The sequence below is a fragment of the Pelagimonas sp. genome, assembly GCF_050633425.1.
In the GTDB taxonomy this organism is placed as follows: Bacteria; Pseudomonadota; Alphaproteobacteria; order Rhodobacterales; family Rhodobacteraceae; genus Pelagimonas.
The window spans coordinates 26,066-41,071 of record NZ_JBOEGM010000010.1 but is presented as its reverse complement, the minus strand read 5'-3'; the positions used below and the strand labels follow the sequence as shown (position 1 = coordinate 41,071).

Here is a 15,006-nt window from a genome sequence, read left to right as displayed (position 1 = left end):
GTTAAAACCATTGGTCAGGGCGTTATGGTCGCCCTGACCTCTTCGTCTGGCTCGGACAGGGTGCCGACTCCAGAGGTATTTTCCCACCAAGAGAGCGACATCGTCAGGGCCGCACCCTTCGAGGGTGGCATGCTGTGGCCGCATATCGGCCAACATCGTAAAAGGCCAATTTATGCTTAAGACCCCGCCGTCAGGCGCATTGCCAAAGGGCATCTGGAAGATTGCAATTCTTCTGGCCTTAAGTCCTGCGATGTCGCTGTTGGAAGTGACTATGATGAACATCGCCCTGACCGATATCGGGGCAGCGTTTGACCAGCCGCTGTCGTTGGTTCAATGGGTTACAACGGCCTATCTGTTTGCGATGGCTATGGTGTTGCCGATTTCGGCTTGGCTGACCGATGGCATCGGCGGCGCGCGTCTACACCGGACTGCAACGCTCTGTTTTGTATCAATGTCGGTTGCATCTAGCCTCGCCCCCAATGTGGAGGTTCTGATCGCATGCCGCGCCTTGCAAGGTGCGGCGGCTGGATTGCTTGTGCCTTTGTCGCAGCTTCTTATTGCGCGGGCCGCTGGGGCGCATATGGCTAAGGTGATTGGCTATACGGCCGCGCCGGTTTACCTTGCTCCGCTCGCGGGGCCTGTTCTGGGTGCATACCTTGTGGAAAGCTTTGACTGGCGGGCGGTGTTCTTGCTCAACGTACCAATCGGATGCCTGACTTTTGCACTGTCGGTGCTGTTTTTGCAAAGAGATGAGCATGCAAGGGAATGGCGTCCCTTCGATGTTTTGGGCTTTGTGCAAATCTCGCTGGGCCTAGGAATGCTTTTGCTTGCTTTGAATAATGTGGCACATGACACGGGATCGGCCGCTCTCAACGGGACACTGATATCGGTTGGCTTGGCGGCACTGGCTTGGTTTGTGACCAGGGCACGCGCCCGCCCACAGAGCGCTCTGCTTGACTTGACGCTGTTCAAACTACCGTCTTTTCGGACATCTGCCTTGCTATTGTTCCTGGCCAATGCCGCCGTCATGGGCATTCAATTTTTGTTGCCGCTCTATTTCTTACTGGTCGTCAAAATGGACGTGTCAGAGGCGGGGCTGATGCTCGCGCCGATGGGCTTGGGCGGTATGCTTGCCGTGCCACTGATCGGCAAAGCGATAAAAATCTTGGGCGCCCGTGGGCTTGTCTGTCTTGGCTCTGGCGTCGCCGGTCTCTCCATTGTTTCGCTTGCGTTTGTCACACAAAACCCGTCCGGCTGGACCAATATGGCCACCGCTGCGGCCATTTTCCTGACCGGAGCCGGGTTGGGTGTCATATCCATTCCATCCTTCTCGTCGGCCTACACAAGTGTGCCACAATCACGGATGACCGCTGCAATGCCTTCGTTGAATATCGTGCAACGTTTGGGCGGTCCGGTCGCGACATCACTTGTGGCCGTGGTGCTGTCACGGGTGATCCCGGTTGATAAAACAGCAGACCTCGTGGCGTTGTTTGTAATGGCATCGGCCCCGGTGTTCCTGATGACACTTGTCGCGCGTTTTTGGGTTGATGAGCCTTCGGGGTGAGCGTCATCGTGCCACCAAAGACGTTTTGGCAATCGTCAGTCCGCGACAGACTTGACCACAAAAGGGGTGGCGGCTTGATGGGGCGGACCAAGGACTGATTGGTTGTTTGGGGGCGTGTCTTGGACGCGGTTCGCTTCTGTTGCGCGTTGCAAAAGGATGTGTTCCCAGGTCTCGCGGAGCCGAAAGCAAACGCAAGACAACTAGGGGGGCGTCACGTGCCGACACAAACGGCGTCACAGCCGATCTCGTAACAAATGCACTGCCGGGCAGGGGGACGATCATGCCCAACAAGCCCAGCAAAAGCCCAACGCCCCGCATAGTGTTGCGGTTTGCGACAACAAAGCCCCGAGCTCTTTCGAGCAGCCTTCGTTCTCGCAGAGGCCAAACAATTAAAGGGTCCAGATGCTAGGCATCCATCCCTACATGACGGCTCCGATTTGCCATGGCACAAATTCAACCCCACCGTAGCCAAGCTGTTCGCTTTTGCTCTGCTCACCAGACGCGATGCGAATGAACATTTCGAAAATCTCTTGGCCCTTGTCCGCCAAGCTCACGCCATCGCTAATGATATCGCCTGCGTTGATGTCCATGTCTTCGGACAGGCGGCTATACATGTCAGTGTTGGTTGCGATCTTAACACAGGGTGTCGGCATATAGCCCGAGACCGAACCGCGCCCGGTTGTGAACACAATCAGGTTTGCGCCGGAGGCAATTTGCCCCGTGACCGAACAGGGATCAAACCCAGGACTGTCCATAAAGACAAACCCCTTTTTGTAGATTTTCTCTCCAAAAAGGTACACATCGGTCAAAGGCGCGTTGCCGCTCTTGGCCACAGCCCCCAGCGATTTTTCAAGGATCGTGGTCAAACCACCGCGCTTGTTGCCGGGGCTGGGGTTATTGTCCATCTCGCCTTTGTTGCGGGCGGTGTAATCTTCCCACCAGCGGACACGGTCGATCAGCTTTTCACCGACCTCAACCGAGACAGCCCGCCGTGTTAGAAGGTGTTCTGCGCCATAGATCTCTGATGTTTCCGAGAGGATCGTGGTGCCGCCATGACGGACAATCAAATCAGAAGCAACACCAAGTGCCGGATTGGCCGTGATGCCCGAATAGCCATCCGACCCACCGCATTGCATGCCAATCGTCAGCTCGGAGACCGGGGCTGGCTGACGGGTGGCGGTATTGGCAAGCTCTGCAATTCCTCGCAGCTGCTCTAGCCCCTTTTGGATGGTTTTTCGCGTGCCACCTTCTTGTTGGATGGTCATATAGCGCAATGCGCCGTCGGCGCGGATTGACTGGCCGCCAACGAGGTCTGCGATCTGCATGACTTCGCAGCCCAACCCGATCAACAGGATGCCGCCAAAGTTAGGATGCTGCGCATAGCCAGAGAGGGTGCGGAACAGCGTGTCATAGCCTTCGTTCTCGCCCGACATGCCGCATCCCGTGCCATGGGTGATTGGAACGATGCCGTCGACATTTGGGAAATCATCCAACAGGTTGGATTTTTCGGCGGCCTCGGCAATGAATTTCGCGACCGATCCAGAACAGTTTACCGACGTCAAAATCCCAATGTAGTTGCGCGTGCCCACCCGACCATCAGCGCGGTGATAGCCTTGGAAGGTCCGGGTGTCCGTCGCGACGTCTAGCACCTTGGTGTCACGCGAATGTGCATAGTCTTGCGCATGATCGCCCATGCCAAGATTGTGCACATGCACATGTTCACCCGGTGCAATGTCTTGCGTTGCCTGCCCGATAATCTGACCATAACGCACAACGTTCTGGCCCGATTTAATTGGCGCAACCGCAAATTTGTGACCGGGCTGGACAGATTGCAGCAAAGTGACATTGCCTTCGTGCACAAGATCACCTGCGCCTATTTTATCCAGCGCAATGGCTATATTGTCGTTCCTGTTCAAGCGCAGGGCGGTCTGTGTCTTGTCTTCAGTCATTTAGCTTCACAATCGCTTTGATCAAACCCGCCCGATCTTTGGCAAGAGCGCCGAACGCAGTCGTCAGCTCATCGAGGGAGAGGACATCAGAACAGAGCGCATCCGCATCAATAAGAGTGTCCCGAAAGGCCGACATGACCCAATCGAAATCGGCCTTGAGCGCATTGCGGCTTCCGATCAGGCGCATTTCACGTTTGTGAAACTCGGGATCGTTGAAGGTGATGTCATCTTTGACGACGCTCACCAATGTATATGTCCCGCCATGTGCAACGGCGCGAAAACCCGCCTCGATGGCACCACCATAGCCAGTCGCATCAAACAGAACGTCAAAGCCTTCGCCGTCCGAAGCGGCAATAGCCGCATCCAAGCTGGTAAATCCGCTGTCAAAATCGAATTTCTCTGCTGCCATCGCAAGGCGTTCGTCACTAAGATCAAGCAGGCTGACATGTGCGCCCTTGAGCCGTGCGAAAAGCGCGACACCGATACCAATTGGGCCAACGCCGGTCACCAGAACCGCATCACCTTCACCGACTTCAGAGCGTTGCACAGCATGTGCCCCGATGGCCAGAAACTCGACCATCGCGGCTTGTAGCGGTGTCAGCCCATCGGCCGCATAGAGGTTATGAGAAGGCACCGCGAGCTGAGGGGCAAGGCCGCCATCGCGATGGACACCCAGCACCTCGATTTTTGTACAGCAGTTGGGCTTGCCGCGTTTGCAGGCCCGGCATTCGCCGCAGGACAGATAGGGGTTCACAACCACGAGATCGCCCGCAGACCACCCATTGCCGTCGTGAACCACGCGGCCGCTCAATTCGTGACCGATGACACGCGGGTATTCCAGATAGGGGTGTTTGCCTTCCAAAATATGGTAGTCCGTGCCGCACAGACCCACTGCGCAGATGTCGATCAAGACCCAACCCTCGGGAATGTCGCCGACGACAGGGCGGTCCTGGATTGCAAATGTTCCGGGTTCGACAACGACACCCGCTCGCATTGTTTCTGTGCTCATGTTTATTGTCCCCGTGGTGACCAATCATCCGGCAAAGTGCCCTTGATGATCAGGCTTAGAATATCGTCTTTGTTCACATCTTCGATGCGGAAAGCGCCAACGTTGCGCCCCTTGTTCATCACGATCACACGGTCGCACAGATCAAAGACGTCATGCATATCGTGACTGATCAAGAAGATGCCAATGCCTTCTTCCTTCAAGCGCAATGTCAGGTCTGCCACCATCGCGGTTTCCGACGGGCCGAGCGCCGCAGTCGGTTCATCCATGATCAGCACCTTGGCTTGAAAATAAATCGCGCGGGCGATCGCGATGACCTGTCTTTGACCGCCGGAAAGCTTTGAGACCGGGTCTGTGAGGTTCTTGAAATTCGGGTTGAGCTGACGCAGCGCATCCTTGGCCTCAGCATGCATCCGTGTTTCATCGAGGTTGCCAAAGCGCGTCTTCAGTTCACGCCCCAAGAACAGATTGGCCGCCGCATCTAAGTGATCGGCCAAAGCCAGAGTTTGATAAATCGTCTCGATGCCATATTTTTTCGCGTCTTGCGGCGATTTTAGGTCAACGGTCTCGCCGTTCACTTGTATCTCGCCGCTGCTGAGCCCCATCGCACCAGAGAGCATGCGCATCAGGCAAGACTTGCCCGCGCCGTTGTGGCCCAATACGCCCACCACTTCGCCCGGATAAAGATCAACAGAAACACCCTCAACGGCATGAATGCCGCCAAAGTGCTTATAGATATCCAACATCTGGATCAGGGGCGTTTCTTGTGGGGCGGTGTCCAACATGTGAAATCCTATTCGTTTAGAGTTGGGTCAGCGCACACGGGGGCGCGCTGACCCTTGCACAATCAGTAAAGAACGTTTTGTGCGACGGGAGCGTCGATGTTTTCTTTGGTGACCATAACAACACCGGTGTCGATGAAGTCAGTCACCTTTTCGCCTGCGAGGATATCGGCGATGGCGTTTACGCCCAACTCACCCATTTGGAACGAACCTTGTACGGCTGTCGCCAACAGGGTGCCGCTTTTGACCATGTCTTGCAGGTCCGCATTGCCGTCAAAACCAATCGCTGTCAGTTGACCGGCTTTGCCAGCTTGCTCAATGGCGCGGCCCATGCCGATGGCTGTTGGCTCGTTTGCGCCGAAGATGCCGATCAGGTCGTTGTTCGCTGCCAAGATGTCAGTGGTTTGGTTCAACGCGGTCGCCATTTGCGACTGTGAATAGAACGGACCAACAACTTCGATGGAAGAGTTTGCACCCAAATAGTCCACGAAACAGCCAACGCGGCCGATTTCAGAACCTACACCTGCAACATAAGACATCACGGCGACTTTGCCTTCGCTGCCGGCATTGTCGATCATCAGCTTGGCGGCGTTTTCGCCAGCGGCACAGTTATCTGTCGACAGGAACGCTTGATAGTGCTGCTCGTTGCCTTCGGCCAATGCGCTGTCGATGATCGCAACAGGAATGCCCGATTCATAAGCGCGCTTGACCACTGGGGCCAGAGCTTCGGGATCGGATGGGGCCAGAACGATGCCTGCCACGCCACGGTTGATGGCGTTTTCCACCAATGCCACCTGATCCGCAATCGCAGATTCCGCCGCAGGGCCGTTGAAGGTCATTGTGTGGTCGCCGTGGCTTTCGATGGCAGCCGACGCGCCCTTGTTCACGTTTTGCCAGAAGCTCGAGTTCGTCGTTTTGACGATCACAGCGATTTCACCTGCAGACGCAACCGAAGCTGTGGCGGCCAAGACACCCGAAACGAGGGCTGTTGTAAGACGTTTCTTCATGGTTTCCTCCCTTAGAAGACTATAGTTTGGTTGGTTATTTTCGATTTCGGAATTGGTCGATATAGACCGCCCCGATCACCACGACCCCGATAATGATCTGCTGAATGAACGCGGAAGTGCCCGCCATATTCAGGCCATTTCGCAGAACGCCGATGATAAAGGATCCGATCATACTGCCGGAAATGCTGCCGACGCCGCCCATCAACGAGGCCCCGCCGATGACTGATGCTGCGATGGCATCCAATTCGTACATCACACCTTCGTTTGGCTGCACGGTCACAAGGCGCGACATCAAGACCATGCCCGCAAGCCCGGCCAAGGCACCTGACGCTGTATAGGCCCAAATCTTGGTGCGGTTGACATTGACCCCCGACAGGCGCGCGGCTTCTTCGTTGGACCCCACAGAGAAAATGTGGCGTCCGATCTGGCGTTTCTGCAAGAGGAACGCGCCCACAATGGCCATGACCAGCAAGAGCACAGCGGGATAGGGAATGCCTGGAAAGATGACTTTTGGAAAACCGTTCGCCTGCATTTCAACAACGCGGAAGAACGTGCCATTGCCCAGTTTGCCAAAGGCTTCGCCAAGGCGGCTGATTGGTGTGGCCCCCGTCAACTGAAGGGCAAGACCGCGTGCGATCATCATCATGCCCAGCGTTGCCACAAAAGGCGTGATCCGCATTTTGGTGATGACGAGGCCGTTGACAAACCCGCAGGCCGCACCCGCCACAACACCAAGACACATTGCCGGGATAACCGGCATGCCGGCTTTGATGATCAGGCCCGTGACAACCCCGGACAGGGCCAGAACAGACCCCACGCTCAGGTCGATGCCGCCGGTGATGATGACCATCGTCATGCCAATCGCCAACAGTCCGATAACCGAAGTTTGCAACAAGACAGTCAAGCCGTTGTTCACAGACAGGAAAGCTGGGCTGGTGAACGAAAACGCAAAGATCAGCAAAATCAGCGTCATCAGCGCTGATATCTTGTGTAGCGTTGACCCGGAAGGCAAAAAGCTGAGTTTCGTTTTGACGTCTTTTGCCGCCATAGTGTGGTCCTCCCCGTGACAGCACGACTCGATCACAAGCGCCTGTCTTTAATAATAATGAACAGTATCTTGGAATGAAAAACTTCGTCAATTGTTTTTTATTTTTTTGAACAGACTAAAAAAACAACTATAATTGTGGGTGCTGTAATGAGGATCATGAGACACAATGGCTCGCACCAATACCCGCTTTGTAAAAGCTCACACTGATATGCTAACCATTTGTAATTCAATGAAAGTTGGCGAATGCTTGCCGTCTGAAAACGCTTTGGCATCGCGTCTTGGGGTGAGTCGCACAGTGGTGCGCAGCGTTTTGGCTGAACTCGATCAACAGTCCCTGATCGAACTCAGAGGCCGTGAAAAGATTATCAAACGTCATGCCACGCCTCAGGATCAGGTTGCAGCCCCACCAGCTCTGTTGACGATAGACGCCTTGGAAGAGCGATTCCTTGACTGGGTTTTGCGGATGGATGTGCCGCCGGGCACGCCGCTCAATGTCGCGCAGTTGTCCAAGGATTTTTCTGTCGCGACCCATACCCTCCAAGAGTTCTTTTCTTCTCTAAGCCGATTTGGGATCGTCGTTCGGCGCCCAAAGGGCGGCTGGGTCCTGGATGGTTTCACGCCAGACTATGCGCTGGAACTGTCGGATTTTCGCGCGCTGCTAGAGCTGAACTCGGTCGCTCATATTGTTTCATTGCCCGACACGCATGAGATTTGGGGCCGCCTTGATCAGCTAGAGTACGACCACCTTGATCTGCTGGAGCGGATTGATGAAGAATATCACGATTTTTCAAAGCTGGATGAGGCCTTTCACACCGCCATCAACAACGTGGTCAAAAACCGGTTTGTAAAAGAGTTCCAGAAAATTATCTCGCTGATCTTCCACTACCACTTTCAGTGGAACAAAAGGGACGAGCGGGTGCGCAACGAAAACGCAATCCGAGAGCATCTTGTTTATATTGATGCCCTGCGCAGTCGCGATCCGGCCCGGGCAGAAGCTGCCGCGAGGCGTCACCTTGCGACATCAAAGCAAACCTTGCTGAGCGCACTGAAGGTCAACAATCACGCGCCTTAGGTTGTCACGAATGCCAACGCCTCGTCCGAGAGTTGTTTATTGGCGGCGCTCAGGTTGCGTTCCAATGAGCTGACTTTGCCGGTGCCCAGAAGCACAGAACAGGCGGCGGGATGGTTCAAGGCAAATTGCAGCGCCGCTTCGGCCAGCGTTAGGCCGACGGCTTGGGCGCGTGTTTGCAGGTCTGTGACCTGATCGAGAATATCTTGCGAGGCAGGGGCGTAGTCGAACCACGCACCGGGTTTGGGCCCGGTCGCCAGAATGCCCGAGTTGAAAATGCCCCCAAGCACCAAGCTGGTGCCTTGCGTTGCACAAAGGTCAAGAAGACTTGCTTCGGCTTGGCGATCCAGCAGGGTCAAACGCCCGGCCAGCAAGATCACATCCAGCGTCTCTTGCGCCATCACGTCAATGCAGACCTGGCTTTCATTCACCCCAAGCCCGATGGCGCCAATGCGCCCCGCTTGCTTGAGGTCGCGCAGCGCGCCCATGCCCGACCCCAATAGGGCGTCCATATGTTTGGCCCCATTCGGACCATGGGTATAGTCGCCGATGTCATGGACGAAGACGATTTCCACATGATCGGTGCCAAGCCGTTCACAGCTGCTCTCAAAGCTTTCACGAATGCCATCGGCGGAATAATCATACCGAACTGCATTCGGAAGCGGCTGTATGAAACCGTCGGCTTCGTCCATTGCCGCGCCGGGGGATAAGACCCGCCCGACCTTGGTCGAAAGCACATAAGCATCGCGCGGCTGGGTTTTCAAAAAGCCACCAAGTCGGGTTTCTGACAAACCGCGCCCGTAATGGGGGGCCGTGTCGAAATAGCGGATACCAGAGGACCAGGCAGCCTGCATGACGGCTGTTGCATCGGCGTCGCTGACAACACCGCCCAAATTTCCGATACTCGCACAGCCAAAGGATAGCGAGGTGACAGACACATTGGTCTTGCCAACCGGTTTTGTCGCGATGTTCATGCGCTGCGTTTCGTATTGCGGGTGACAAGTGCACTTAGAATTGGCTTATCGGAGTGATCCCCTTTGCTGACCGCCCAATCCAGCATCGCAGCGATGCGACGTTCCACTTTCTGTTGGTGGTTTTGGGCGATATCCGCAATGCGGTGATCCAAGAACGGGTTCGCAAAGCGTTCGAGCGTTGTGATGACATAGGCGTCGAATTGATCGGCGAGGTTTGCTGCGACGAAGGCCGGGCGCACTTCGTCCCTCAACACGTTGGTCAGATGTGCGGCCTCATCCGCATCGCCGACGAGATCGCGCACAAGCACATCGTCACCGCCCGCATTGTCACGCCAACGATCAGCCAAGAACGTATGGCCAAGGTTGAGCACAAACAGCTTCAACGCCTCAATATCGGCAAGCGATGGCACAATCTGCACCGAGCGGTGTTGGCAGGGCAGAACCAAACCGGGTTGGGCTTCGATGGCCCAAAGCGCATAGGGCTCTGCAACGGCACCTGCTGGCTCCAAGGGTTGGGATACGATCCGATCGACAAGCGAATTCGCCCAGGTCACATCCCTGTCCAAATAGGCGCGGAATTCAGGCGCATCATCGCCTGCCAATTCCATCACGCGGGTCTTTAAGACCTTGCCGTTGTCAACGATCAACTCCATCGGCATGATCTGGATCGGTGCCCCGCCGGCGGCAAATCGCAGCCGTAATAGATGGGTCAACTTGGCAGGATAGGACATCGCCTGATCAAAGTCTGGCTGGTCGTCACAGGCCTGTGGGGTAAATCCCGCGTCACCGGTGTTGGATAGAACGATTTGCGCCTCTTGGACAAAAATGCGTGCGATCTCGTCCCAGTCGCTTGCGGTGGATAACGTTCGCCCAACGCTTGTCACGTCCAGCGTTTCTTGAACCCGCGCGCCATCGACAAGACCTTCAACACGAACAGGGTAAGATCCGATCAAAGCGGCCAAGCGCTTGGCCCGGATCGGGTCACCAGAGCTCTGCACAACCGTGATCGGGCCCACGTCCTGACCATCCTCCATTTCTTGAGAGATGAAGAGATCAGCGTGCGCTTGCAAGAACCGGCTGGTGCCGAACTGAAGAATGGGCGTGGGTTGCATGAGATGTCCTTTTGGCGATGCCAGATCGAAGTCAGCGCTTTACGTGTTGCTGTTTTTAATTATACAAAACAATTTAAGTCAACCCTGTCACCAAAGGAAAGCCCGATGTCTTCCTCCCCTAGAATCGATGCGCACCAGCATTTTTGGCAAATTTCACGCGGTGATTACGATTGGATGACGGACGAGGTTGCGGATATCCGTCACGATTTTTTGCCCCCAGACCTGTCACCCCTGTTGGCGCAGCACGGGATTGTCGGGACCGTTGTCGTTCAGGCCGCCGCGACTGTAGCCGAGACAGAATTTCTGATTGGCTTGGCCGACAAGACCGCGTTTATCAAAGGTGTGGTGGGCTGGGTCGATCTCGAAGACCCCGCATGCCCCGCGGTGCTAGACAGATTGTGCGCCGCGCCTGTCTTCAAAGGTGTGCGCCCCATGCTGCAGGACATCGCGGACACAAACTGGATCGCCCAACCTGCGGTCAAGGCCAACCTTGCGGCGCTGGCAGAGCGTGGCTTGCGCCTTGATGCTCTGGTGGTTCCTCGCCACTTGGATGTTCTGGCCCGTGTGGCCGCCGACCTGCCAGAGTTACCCATCGTCATCGACCACTGCGCAAAGCCTGTCATTGCTGGTGGCGCTGACGCTGGTGATACATGGCGCGATGGCATGGCCCGCCTCGCGGCCTTACCCAACGTGATGTGCAAGGTTTCGGGTCTTGCAAATGAAGCCGGACCGGGCTGGAGCGCAGAGGCCCTGCAACCTGTCGTCGATCATGTCGTAAAGCACTTTGGCCCTGAGCGGGTTATGTGGGGCAGTGATTGGCCTGTGCTGAACCTCGCCGGTGCCTATGACCAATGGCGCGCAGTTTCTGAGCAGCTTTTTTCGGGCTTATCAGGCAAGGACCGCGCGCATATCTACGGCGCAACCGCCACCGAGTTTTATGAGCTCGAGCAACCAGCATAACCTGAATTGAGTACGTAAACTAACGAACCCTACGCGGCTTGGGTTGTTTGGGCTGAGCTAGGCTGGGCGTCAAGTCGCCGTCGATGCCGGTTTCCGCCCCAAATTGTAGGAGGCCGCGGAAAGTCCAAAGGGTGAAATCGCCCGGTTTTGGCAGGTCACAGACAGCGCCCTGCCGACACCTTAAGGCACCACATTAAAACGACGGGTCTCATTGGTGAAGATGGCGCAAGGCCCGTCGTTCAGCGCCTCCTTGGGGCTGGCGCGTCATCCGGCTCGTGAGCTGTGACGACGCTGGCCTCGGTGTGAGTCCTCCATGCGACTCTGCACAGACCTATGCCAAGGCCACGCGTGTCATGGACACGACCGGGGCAGGTGGCAGGTTTTAACGGTGCATCTTTGGCTGCGATTACATCCGCGCCGCCCCGAGTGTGAACTGTGACCGTTCTCCAGCCGTTTTTCAGCGTGTGATGCGCGTCGAGCTGTGAGCTGAAAAATATCTCGTTCAGGCATTCGTTGTGCAGCTTGGCACGGCCGTTTTCAATGAACGCGTTCAGGGTCGGTTTCCCAATGCACTGAAGCTGGCAATCTGCACCCATTTCGTCAAAGCCGTACTGGTGAAAGCGGAGCGGTTGTCCGACACAATTGTTCTCTCACGGAGAGCGCGAAAAAAAGCGCTAGGGATGCACACGCTGTTCGGGCTATGCGTGATCAAAGGCAAGTTTTAAAGAAATAGCTAGGGAAACCGGCTTGGAAATGACTTGGCAAACACAATCGAAACCAAATGAGATCCGGGCGGAACTGCTAGAAGCTTGTGCCAGCCCATTTGGGCTGCGGTAGCAGTTTTTGCATTGTGATGGCTGGGTGATGGCTGGGTGATGGCTGGATTTGAGAGAGCTGGCGGCCAACAGCAAATTAGGGTTTCCATCTGATTTTAGGCAATAGGGAGGCTGCGTAAGCCGCCGTCTTCAAGGCGTTCCCCCACGTGCAACGCGCTCCCAATAGGAAACTTGCTTTGCTTGAAAAAGAACGGGTACGAAACGCGCATGTTCAGAAAACGGTGCGAAGGCTCTGCGAGGGTGCTGAATTTCAAGCTCTAAATGCCTGAAAATATATGGAGGCGAGTACCGGAATCGAACCGGTGTTCACGGATTTGCAATCCGGAAAATTCCGTTGATTTTAAAGGGGAAAATTGTAAACGGATCCGTTTTGTTCAGGGTCGGTTATCAAGGGGTTACGGGGGGTGTGTAAACGCGTTTTCCCCGCCAGATTGGCAAAGAAAAACCGCTGAGGGGACGGCCATCCACCTCAACGGCATTAAGAAATACTTCCAAGGACATACATACACTATCTCGGTCAAAATCTCAACCCAAGTGGTGGTGATTTCATGAGCTGGCGCATTGCAAACGAATGCGCCGAACGTCGCTTTGGCAGCGCTGCGCGCAAGCAGATCATCATGTTCCTGGCGGATAAGGCGAGCGATGATGGCTCAGGTATCTGGTGCTCCAAGGGGACGATCCAGCGCCACACAGAGCTCAGCGAGAGCACTGTGAAGCGCACCATCATCGATTTCCTGCTCCAAGGCATTTTGATTGAAACAGGGCGGCGGCACTGCAAGAATGGCTACACCGTCATTTACCGCATCGTTCTGGAGCGCGTGGCTGCGCTCGAACCCACGGCCGAGCCCGACATTGAGACGGGGGTCACTGTGAACCCCGTCCAGCCTGAACCCGGTACGGGGTCCACGGTGAACGGGGTACGGGGTTCACCGTGGACCCCAAACCATCCTAAAACCATCCATAAACCACCTACGCGCAGGCGCGAGGCGGTGGAGGTGGTTGAAAATCTTGAAGCTGAGAAGATCTTGGCAGCCTATCCCGAAGACAGGATCCGAGACCGGCGAACCAGTCTGCGCCTGATCGCAGCAGCTGTGAAGGCCGGAGTGATGCCCGATGATCTGAAGCAAGCGGTCAAAGCCTATGCGAAAGAAAGCGAAGGCTACACGCGCAGCAAGGTCTGTTTCTCCGACAATTGGTTCAAGATGCGCCGGTGGGAGAAGGGGCTTGCTCAGGTGCAGGCCGACCGAAAGAAAGCCGTCGAAGCAGAAGCCAAGGGGCGAGCTGGCTTGGCTGAATGGATCCTCGGATGCCATCCCTTGTGCAAACACATCACCCGTCGTCAGGTCGCCGATTTACTGTCGAACAAGCTTGTAACGCCGGATCAAGTCCACGCTGCGGGGCTAGAGGTGTGAGAGCTGTGGGTCAACTTGAGATATGGATAGCGTTATGTCAGAAAGGTGGCTTGTATTTGACATAGATGTTGCGGGCACGTCAGAAACTGAGATAAGACTTCAGGTAACGCAAAAAGCATGGGTGTTCTTGATATATGGATATCACAGAGTTTAAGTCCGGTAAACTTGAGGACCGGTACGAATATCAGGCCTTTCTACCAGAAACCATTTGTCATGAATGGGTTGTGACGGACCCAGAGCTTTCTGATCTCTTAGGCCGCGCAGACCGTGCCTTGGGAGAGTTGAATGCCTTTGCGCAATTGATCCCTGATATCGAGTTCTTCATTCGAATGTACGTGGCCAAAGAGGCCACACAGTCCAGCAGGATAGAAGGAACCCAAACCAATATTGAGGATGCGTTCAAGGATGCCGATGACTTAAACCCCGAAGAGCGCGATGATTGGGCTGAGGTACAGAATTACATCAATGCAATCAATCACGCGATTGATGCGTTGGATGAGCTGCCCCTTTCCAACCGGTTGTTACGCCAAACGCATGAAATCCTGCTGTCTGGCGTGCGTGGAGAGCAGAAACAGCCCGGACAGTTTCGAACCAGCCAGAATTGGATTGGAGTCAGCCTGAAAAATGCTGTTTTTGTACCGCCACATCATGAGCATGTTCCGGACCTCATGAGCGATCTGGAGGCGTTTTTGCATGCGGATACTCTGTTTGCCCATCCACTGGTTCGGATCGCCATCGGGCACTACCAGTTTGAGACAATCCACCCGTTTCTGGACGGCAATGGACGGTTAGGCCGTTTGCTAATTTCACTTTATCTGGCATCCGAGGGGCTTCTGGTCCGGCCTGCACTTTATCTTTCAGATTATTTTGAACGCAACAAGACCGCTTATGTCGATCACTTGATGGCGGTTCGCCAAGGCAACCATCTGCGCGCGTGGCTGGTGTTTTTCCTTCATGGTGTGGAGGAAACGGCGCGCGCTTCAGCAGATGTGTTCCGCTCAATTCTTGCAATAAAGGAGCGGATCGAAAGAGACGTCTTGCCGCGTTTTAGTGCACGTCGACAAGACAATGCTCAAGCTCTGATACGTCATCTTTATGCGCGCCCCGTTGTTGACGTGAATATGGCAGCTGAAATAATTGGAGCTACAACCAACACTGCGTCAGCGCTTATTACGGACATGGTCAGTCATGGGGTATTATTCGAAATTACTGGCCAACGTCGCAACCGGTTGTTTGTATTCAGCGAATATATTGAGTTGTTCAGGAGATGACGGTGAAATACAGCCC

The 15,006-nt window shown here is 55.2% G+C and carries 12 protein-coding genes; 5 read left to right on the top strand and 7 right to left on the bottom strand.

Annotated features, from left to right (window positions below; translation table 11 throughout):
* Positions 1 to 172 precede the first annotated feature (172 nt).
* Positions 173 to 1,564 (top strand): DHA2 family efflux MFS transporter permease subunit, encoded by a 1,392-nt coding sequence (locus ACRBB0_RS08720; RefSeq protein ID WP_431374039.1) that lies wholly within the window; start codon positions 173 to 175, stop codon positions 1,562 to 1,564.
* Positions 1,565 to 1,983: 419 nt separating this feature from the next.
* Here ACRBB0_RS08720 and ACRBB0_RS08715 read toward each other — a convergent pair whose 3' ends face one another.
* From ACRBB0_RS08715 to ACRBB0_RS08695, 5 genes are all read right to left on the bottom strand, one after another.
* A complete protein-coding gene (locus tag ACRBB0_RS08715; RefSeq protein ID WP_431374038.1) occupies positions 1,984 to 3,513 on the bottom strand; it encodes a UxaA family hydrolase in 1,530 nt (509 codons plus the stop codon).
* The gene (locus tag ACRBB0_RS08710) at positions 3,506 to 4,522 is read right to left on the bottom strand and encodes a zinc-binding alcohol dehydrogenase family protein (RefSeq protein ID WP_431374037.1); all 1,017 of its coding nucleotides are present in this window, start codon (positions 4,520 to 4,522) and stop codon (positions 3,506 to 3,508) included. The genes ACRBB0_RS08715 and ACRBB0_RS08710 overlap by 8 nt, the downstream gene beginning before the upstream one ends.
* 2 nt (positions 4,523 to 4,524) lie before the next feature.
* Entirely contained in the window at positions 4,525 to 5,304 is a 780-nt protein-coding gene (locus tag ACRBB0_RS08705) for an ATP-binding cassette domain-containing protein (RefSeq protein WP_431374036.1), read from the bottom strand.
* Between the two features lie 62 nt (positions 5,305 to 5,366).
* A complete protein-coding gene (locus ACRBB0_RS08700; RefSeq protein WP_431374035.1) occupies positions 5,367 to 6,308 on the bottom strand; it encodes an ABC transporter substrate-binding protein in 942 nt (313 codons plus the stop codon).
* A gap of 34 nt (positions 6,309 to 6,342) precedes the next feature.
* A complete protein-coding gene (locus ACRBB0_RS08695; RefSeq protein ID WP_431374034.1) occupies positions 6,343 to 7,356 on the bottom strand; it encodes an ABC transporter permease in 1,014 nt (337 codons plus the stop codon).
* 166 nt (positions 7,357 to 7,522) lie between these two features.
* Between ACRBB0_RS08695 and ACRBB0_RS08690 the strand changes: the two genes are divergently transcribed.
* Complete coding sequence (locus ACRBB0_RS08690; protein ID WP_431374033.1) at positions 7,523 to 8,428, top strand: GntR family transcriptional regulator; 906 nt, start codon at positions 7,523 to 7,525, stop codon at positions 8,426 to 8,428.
* On the opposite strand, the gene ACRBB0_RS08685 is transcribed toward ACRBB0_RS08690, so the two are convergent.
* Together ACRBB0_RS08685 and ACRBB0_RS08680 are read right to left on the bottom strand one after the other, a co-directional pair.
* Positions 8,425 to 9,399, bottom strand: a complete 975-nt coding sequence (locus ACRBB0_RS08685; RefSeq protein ID WP_431374032.1) for an aldo/keto reductase — start codon at positions 9,397 to 9,399, stop codon at positions 8,425 to 8,427. The two genes, ACRBB0_RS08690 and ACRBB0_RS08685, sit on opposite strands and share 4 nt — an antisense overlap.
* The gene (locus tag ACRBB0_RS08680; RefSeq protein WP_431374031.1) at positions 9,396 to 10,511 is read right to left on the bottom strand and encodes a mannitol dehydrogenase family protein; all 1,116 of its coding nucleotides are present in this window, start codon (positions 10,509 to 10,511) and stop codon (positions 9,396 to 9,398) included. Before ACRBB0_RS08680 ends, ACRBB0_RS08685 begins: the two co-directional genes overlap by 4 nt.
* Before the next feature lie 105 nt (positions 10,512 to 10,616).
* Between ACRBB0_RS08680 and ACRBB0_RS08675 the strand changes: the two genes are divergently transcribed.
* The 3 genes from ACRBB0_RS08675 (at position 10,617) to ACRBB0_RS08665 (ending at position 14,990) form a co-directional block, all read left to right on the top strand.
* Entirely contained in the window at positions 10,617 to 11,471 is an 855-nt protein-coding gene (locus tag ACRBB0_RS08675; protein ID WP_431374030.1) for an amidohydrolase family protein, read from the top strand.
* 1,384 nt (positions 11,472 to 12,855) lie between these two features.
* Positions 12,856 to 13,719 (top strand): hypothetical protein, encoded by an 864-nt coding sequence (locus ACRBB0_RS08670; RefSeq protein ID WP_431374029.1) that lies wholly within the window; start codon positions 12,856 to 12,858, stop codon positions 13,717 to 13,719.
* Positions 13,720 to 13,853: 134 nt separating this feature from the next.
* Positions 13,854 to 14,990: a Fic family protein gene (locus ACRBB0_RS08665; protein ID WP_431374028.1), complete on the top strand. Its 1,137-nt coding sequence runs from the start codon at positions 13,854 to 13,856 to the stop codon at positions 14,988 to 14,990.
* Positions 14,991 to 15,006: the final 16 nt, after the last annotated feature.

What these genes read in the sequence shown, in the direction of transcription:
- ACRBB0_RS08705 (WP_431374036.1), bottom strand. Translation starts at nt 5,304, where the DNA reads ATGTTGGACACCGCCCCACAAGAAACGCCCCTGATCCAGATGTTGGAT.
- ACRBB0_RS08665 (WP_431374028.1), top strand. Translation starts at nt 13,854, where the DNA reads ATGGATATCACAGAGTTTAAGTCCGGTAAACTTGAGGACCGGTACGAA.
- ACRBB0_RS08700 (WP_431374035.1), bottom strand. Translation starts at nt 6,308, where the DNA reads ATGAAGAAACGTCTTACAACAGCCCTCGTTTCGGGTGTCTTGGCCGCC.
- ACRBB0_RS08715 (WP_431374038.1), bottom strand. Translation starts at nt 3,513, where the DNA reads ATGACTGAAGACAAGACACAGACCGCCCTGCGCTTGAACAGGAACGAC.
- ACRBB0_RS08670 (WP_431374029.1), top strand. Translation starts at nt 12,856, where the DNA reads ATGAGCTGGCGCATTGCAAACGAATGCGCCGAACGTCGCTTTGGCAGC.
- ACRBB0_RS08675 (WP_431374030.1), top strand. Translation starts at nt 10,617, where the DNA reads ATGTCTTCCTCCCCTAGAATCGATGCGCACCAGCATTTTTGGCAAATT.
- ACRBB0_RS08695 (WP_431374034.1), bottom strand. Translation starts at nt 7,356, where the DNA reads ATGGCGGCAAAAGACGTCAAAACGAAACTCAGCTTTTTGCCTTCCGGG.
- ACRBB0_RS08710 (WP_431374037.1), bottom strand. Translation starts at nt 4,522, where the DNA reads ATGAGCACAGAAACAATGCGAGCGGGTGTCGTTGTCGAACCCGGAACA.
- ACRBB0_RS08680 (WP_431374031.1), bottom strand. Translation starts at nt 10,511, where the DNA reads ATGCAACCCACGCCCATTCTTCAGTTCGGCACCAGCCGGTTCTTGCAA.
- ACRBB0_RS08690 (WP_431374033.1), top strand. Translation starts at nt 7,523, where the DNA reads ATGGCTCGCACCAATACCCGCTTTGTAAAAGCTCACACTGATATGCTA.
- ACRBB0_RS08720 (WP_431374039.1), top strand. Translation starts at nt 173, where the DNA reads ATGCTTAAGACCCCGCCGTCAGGCGCATTGCCAAAGGGCATCTGGAAG.
- ACRBB0_RS08685 (WP_431374032.1), bottom strand. Translation starts at nt 9,399, where the DNA reads ATGAACATCGCGACAAAACCGGTTGGCAAGACCAATGTGTCTGTCACC.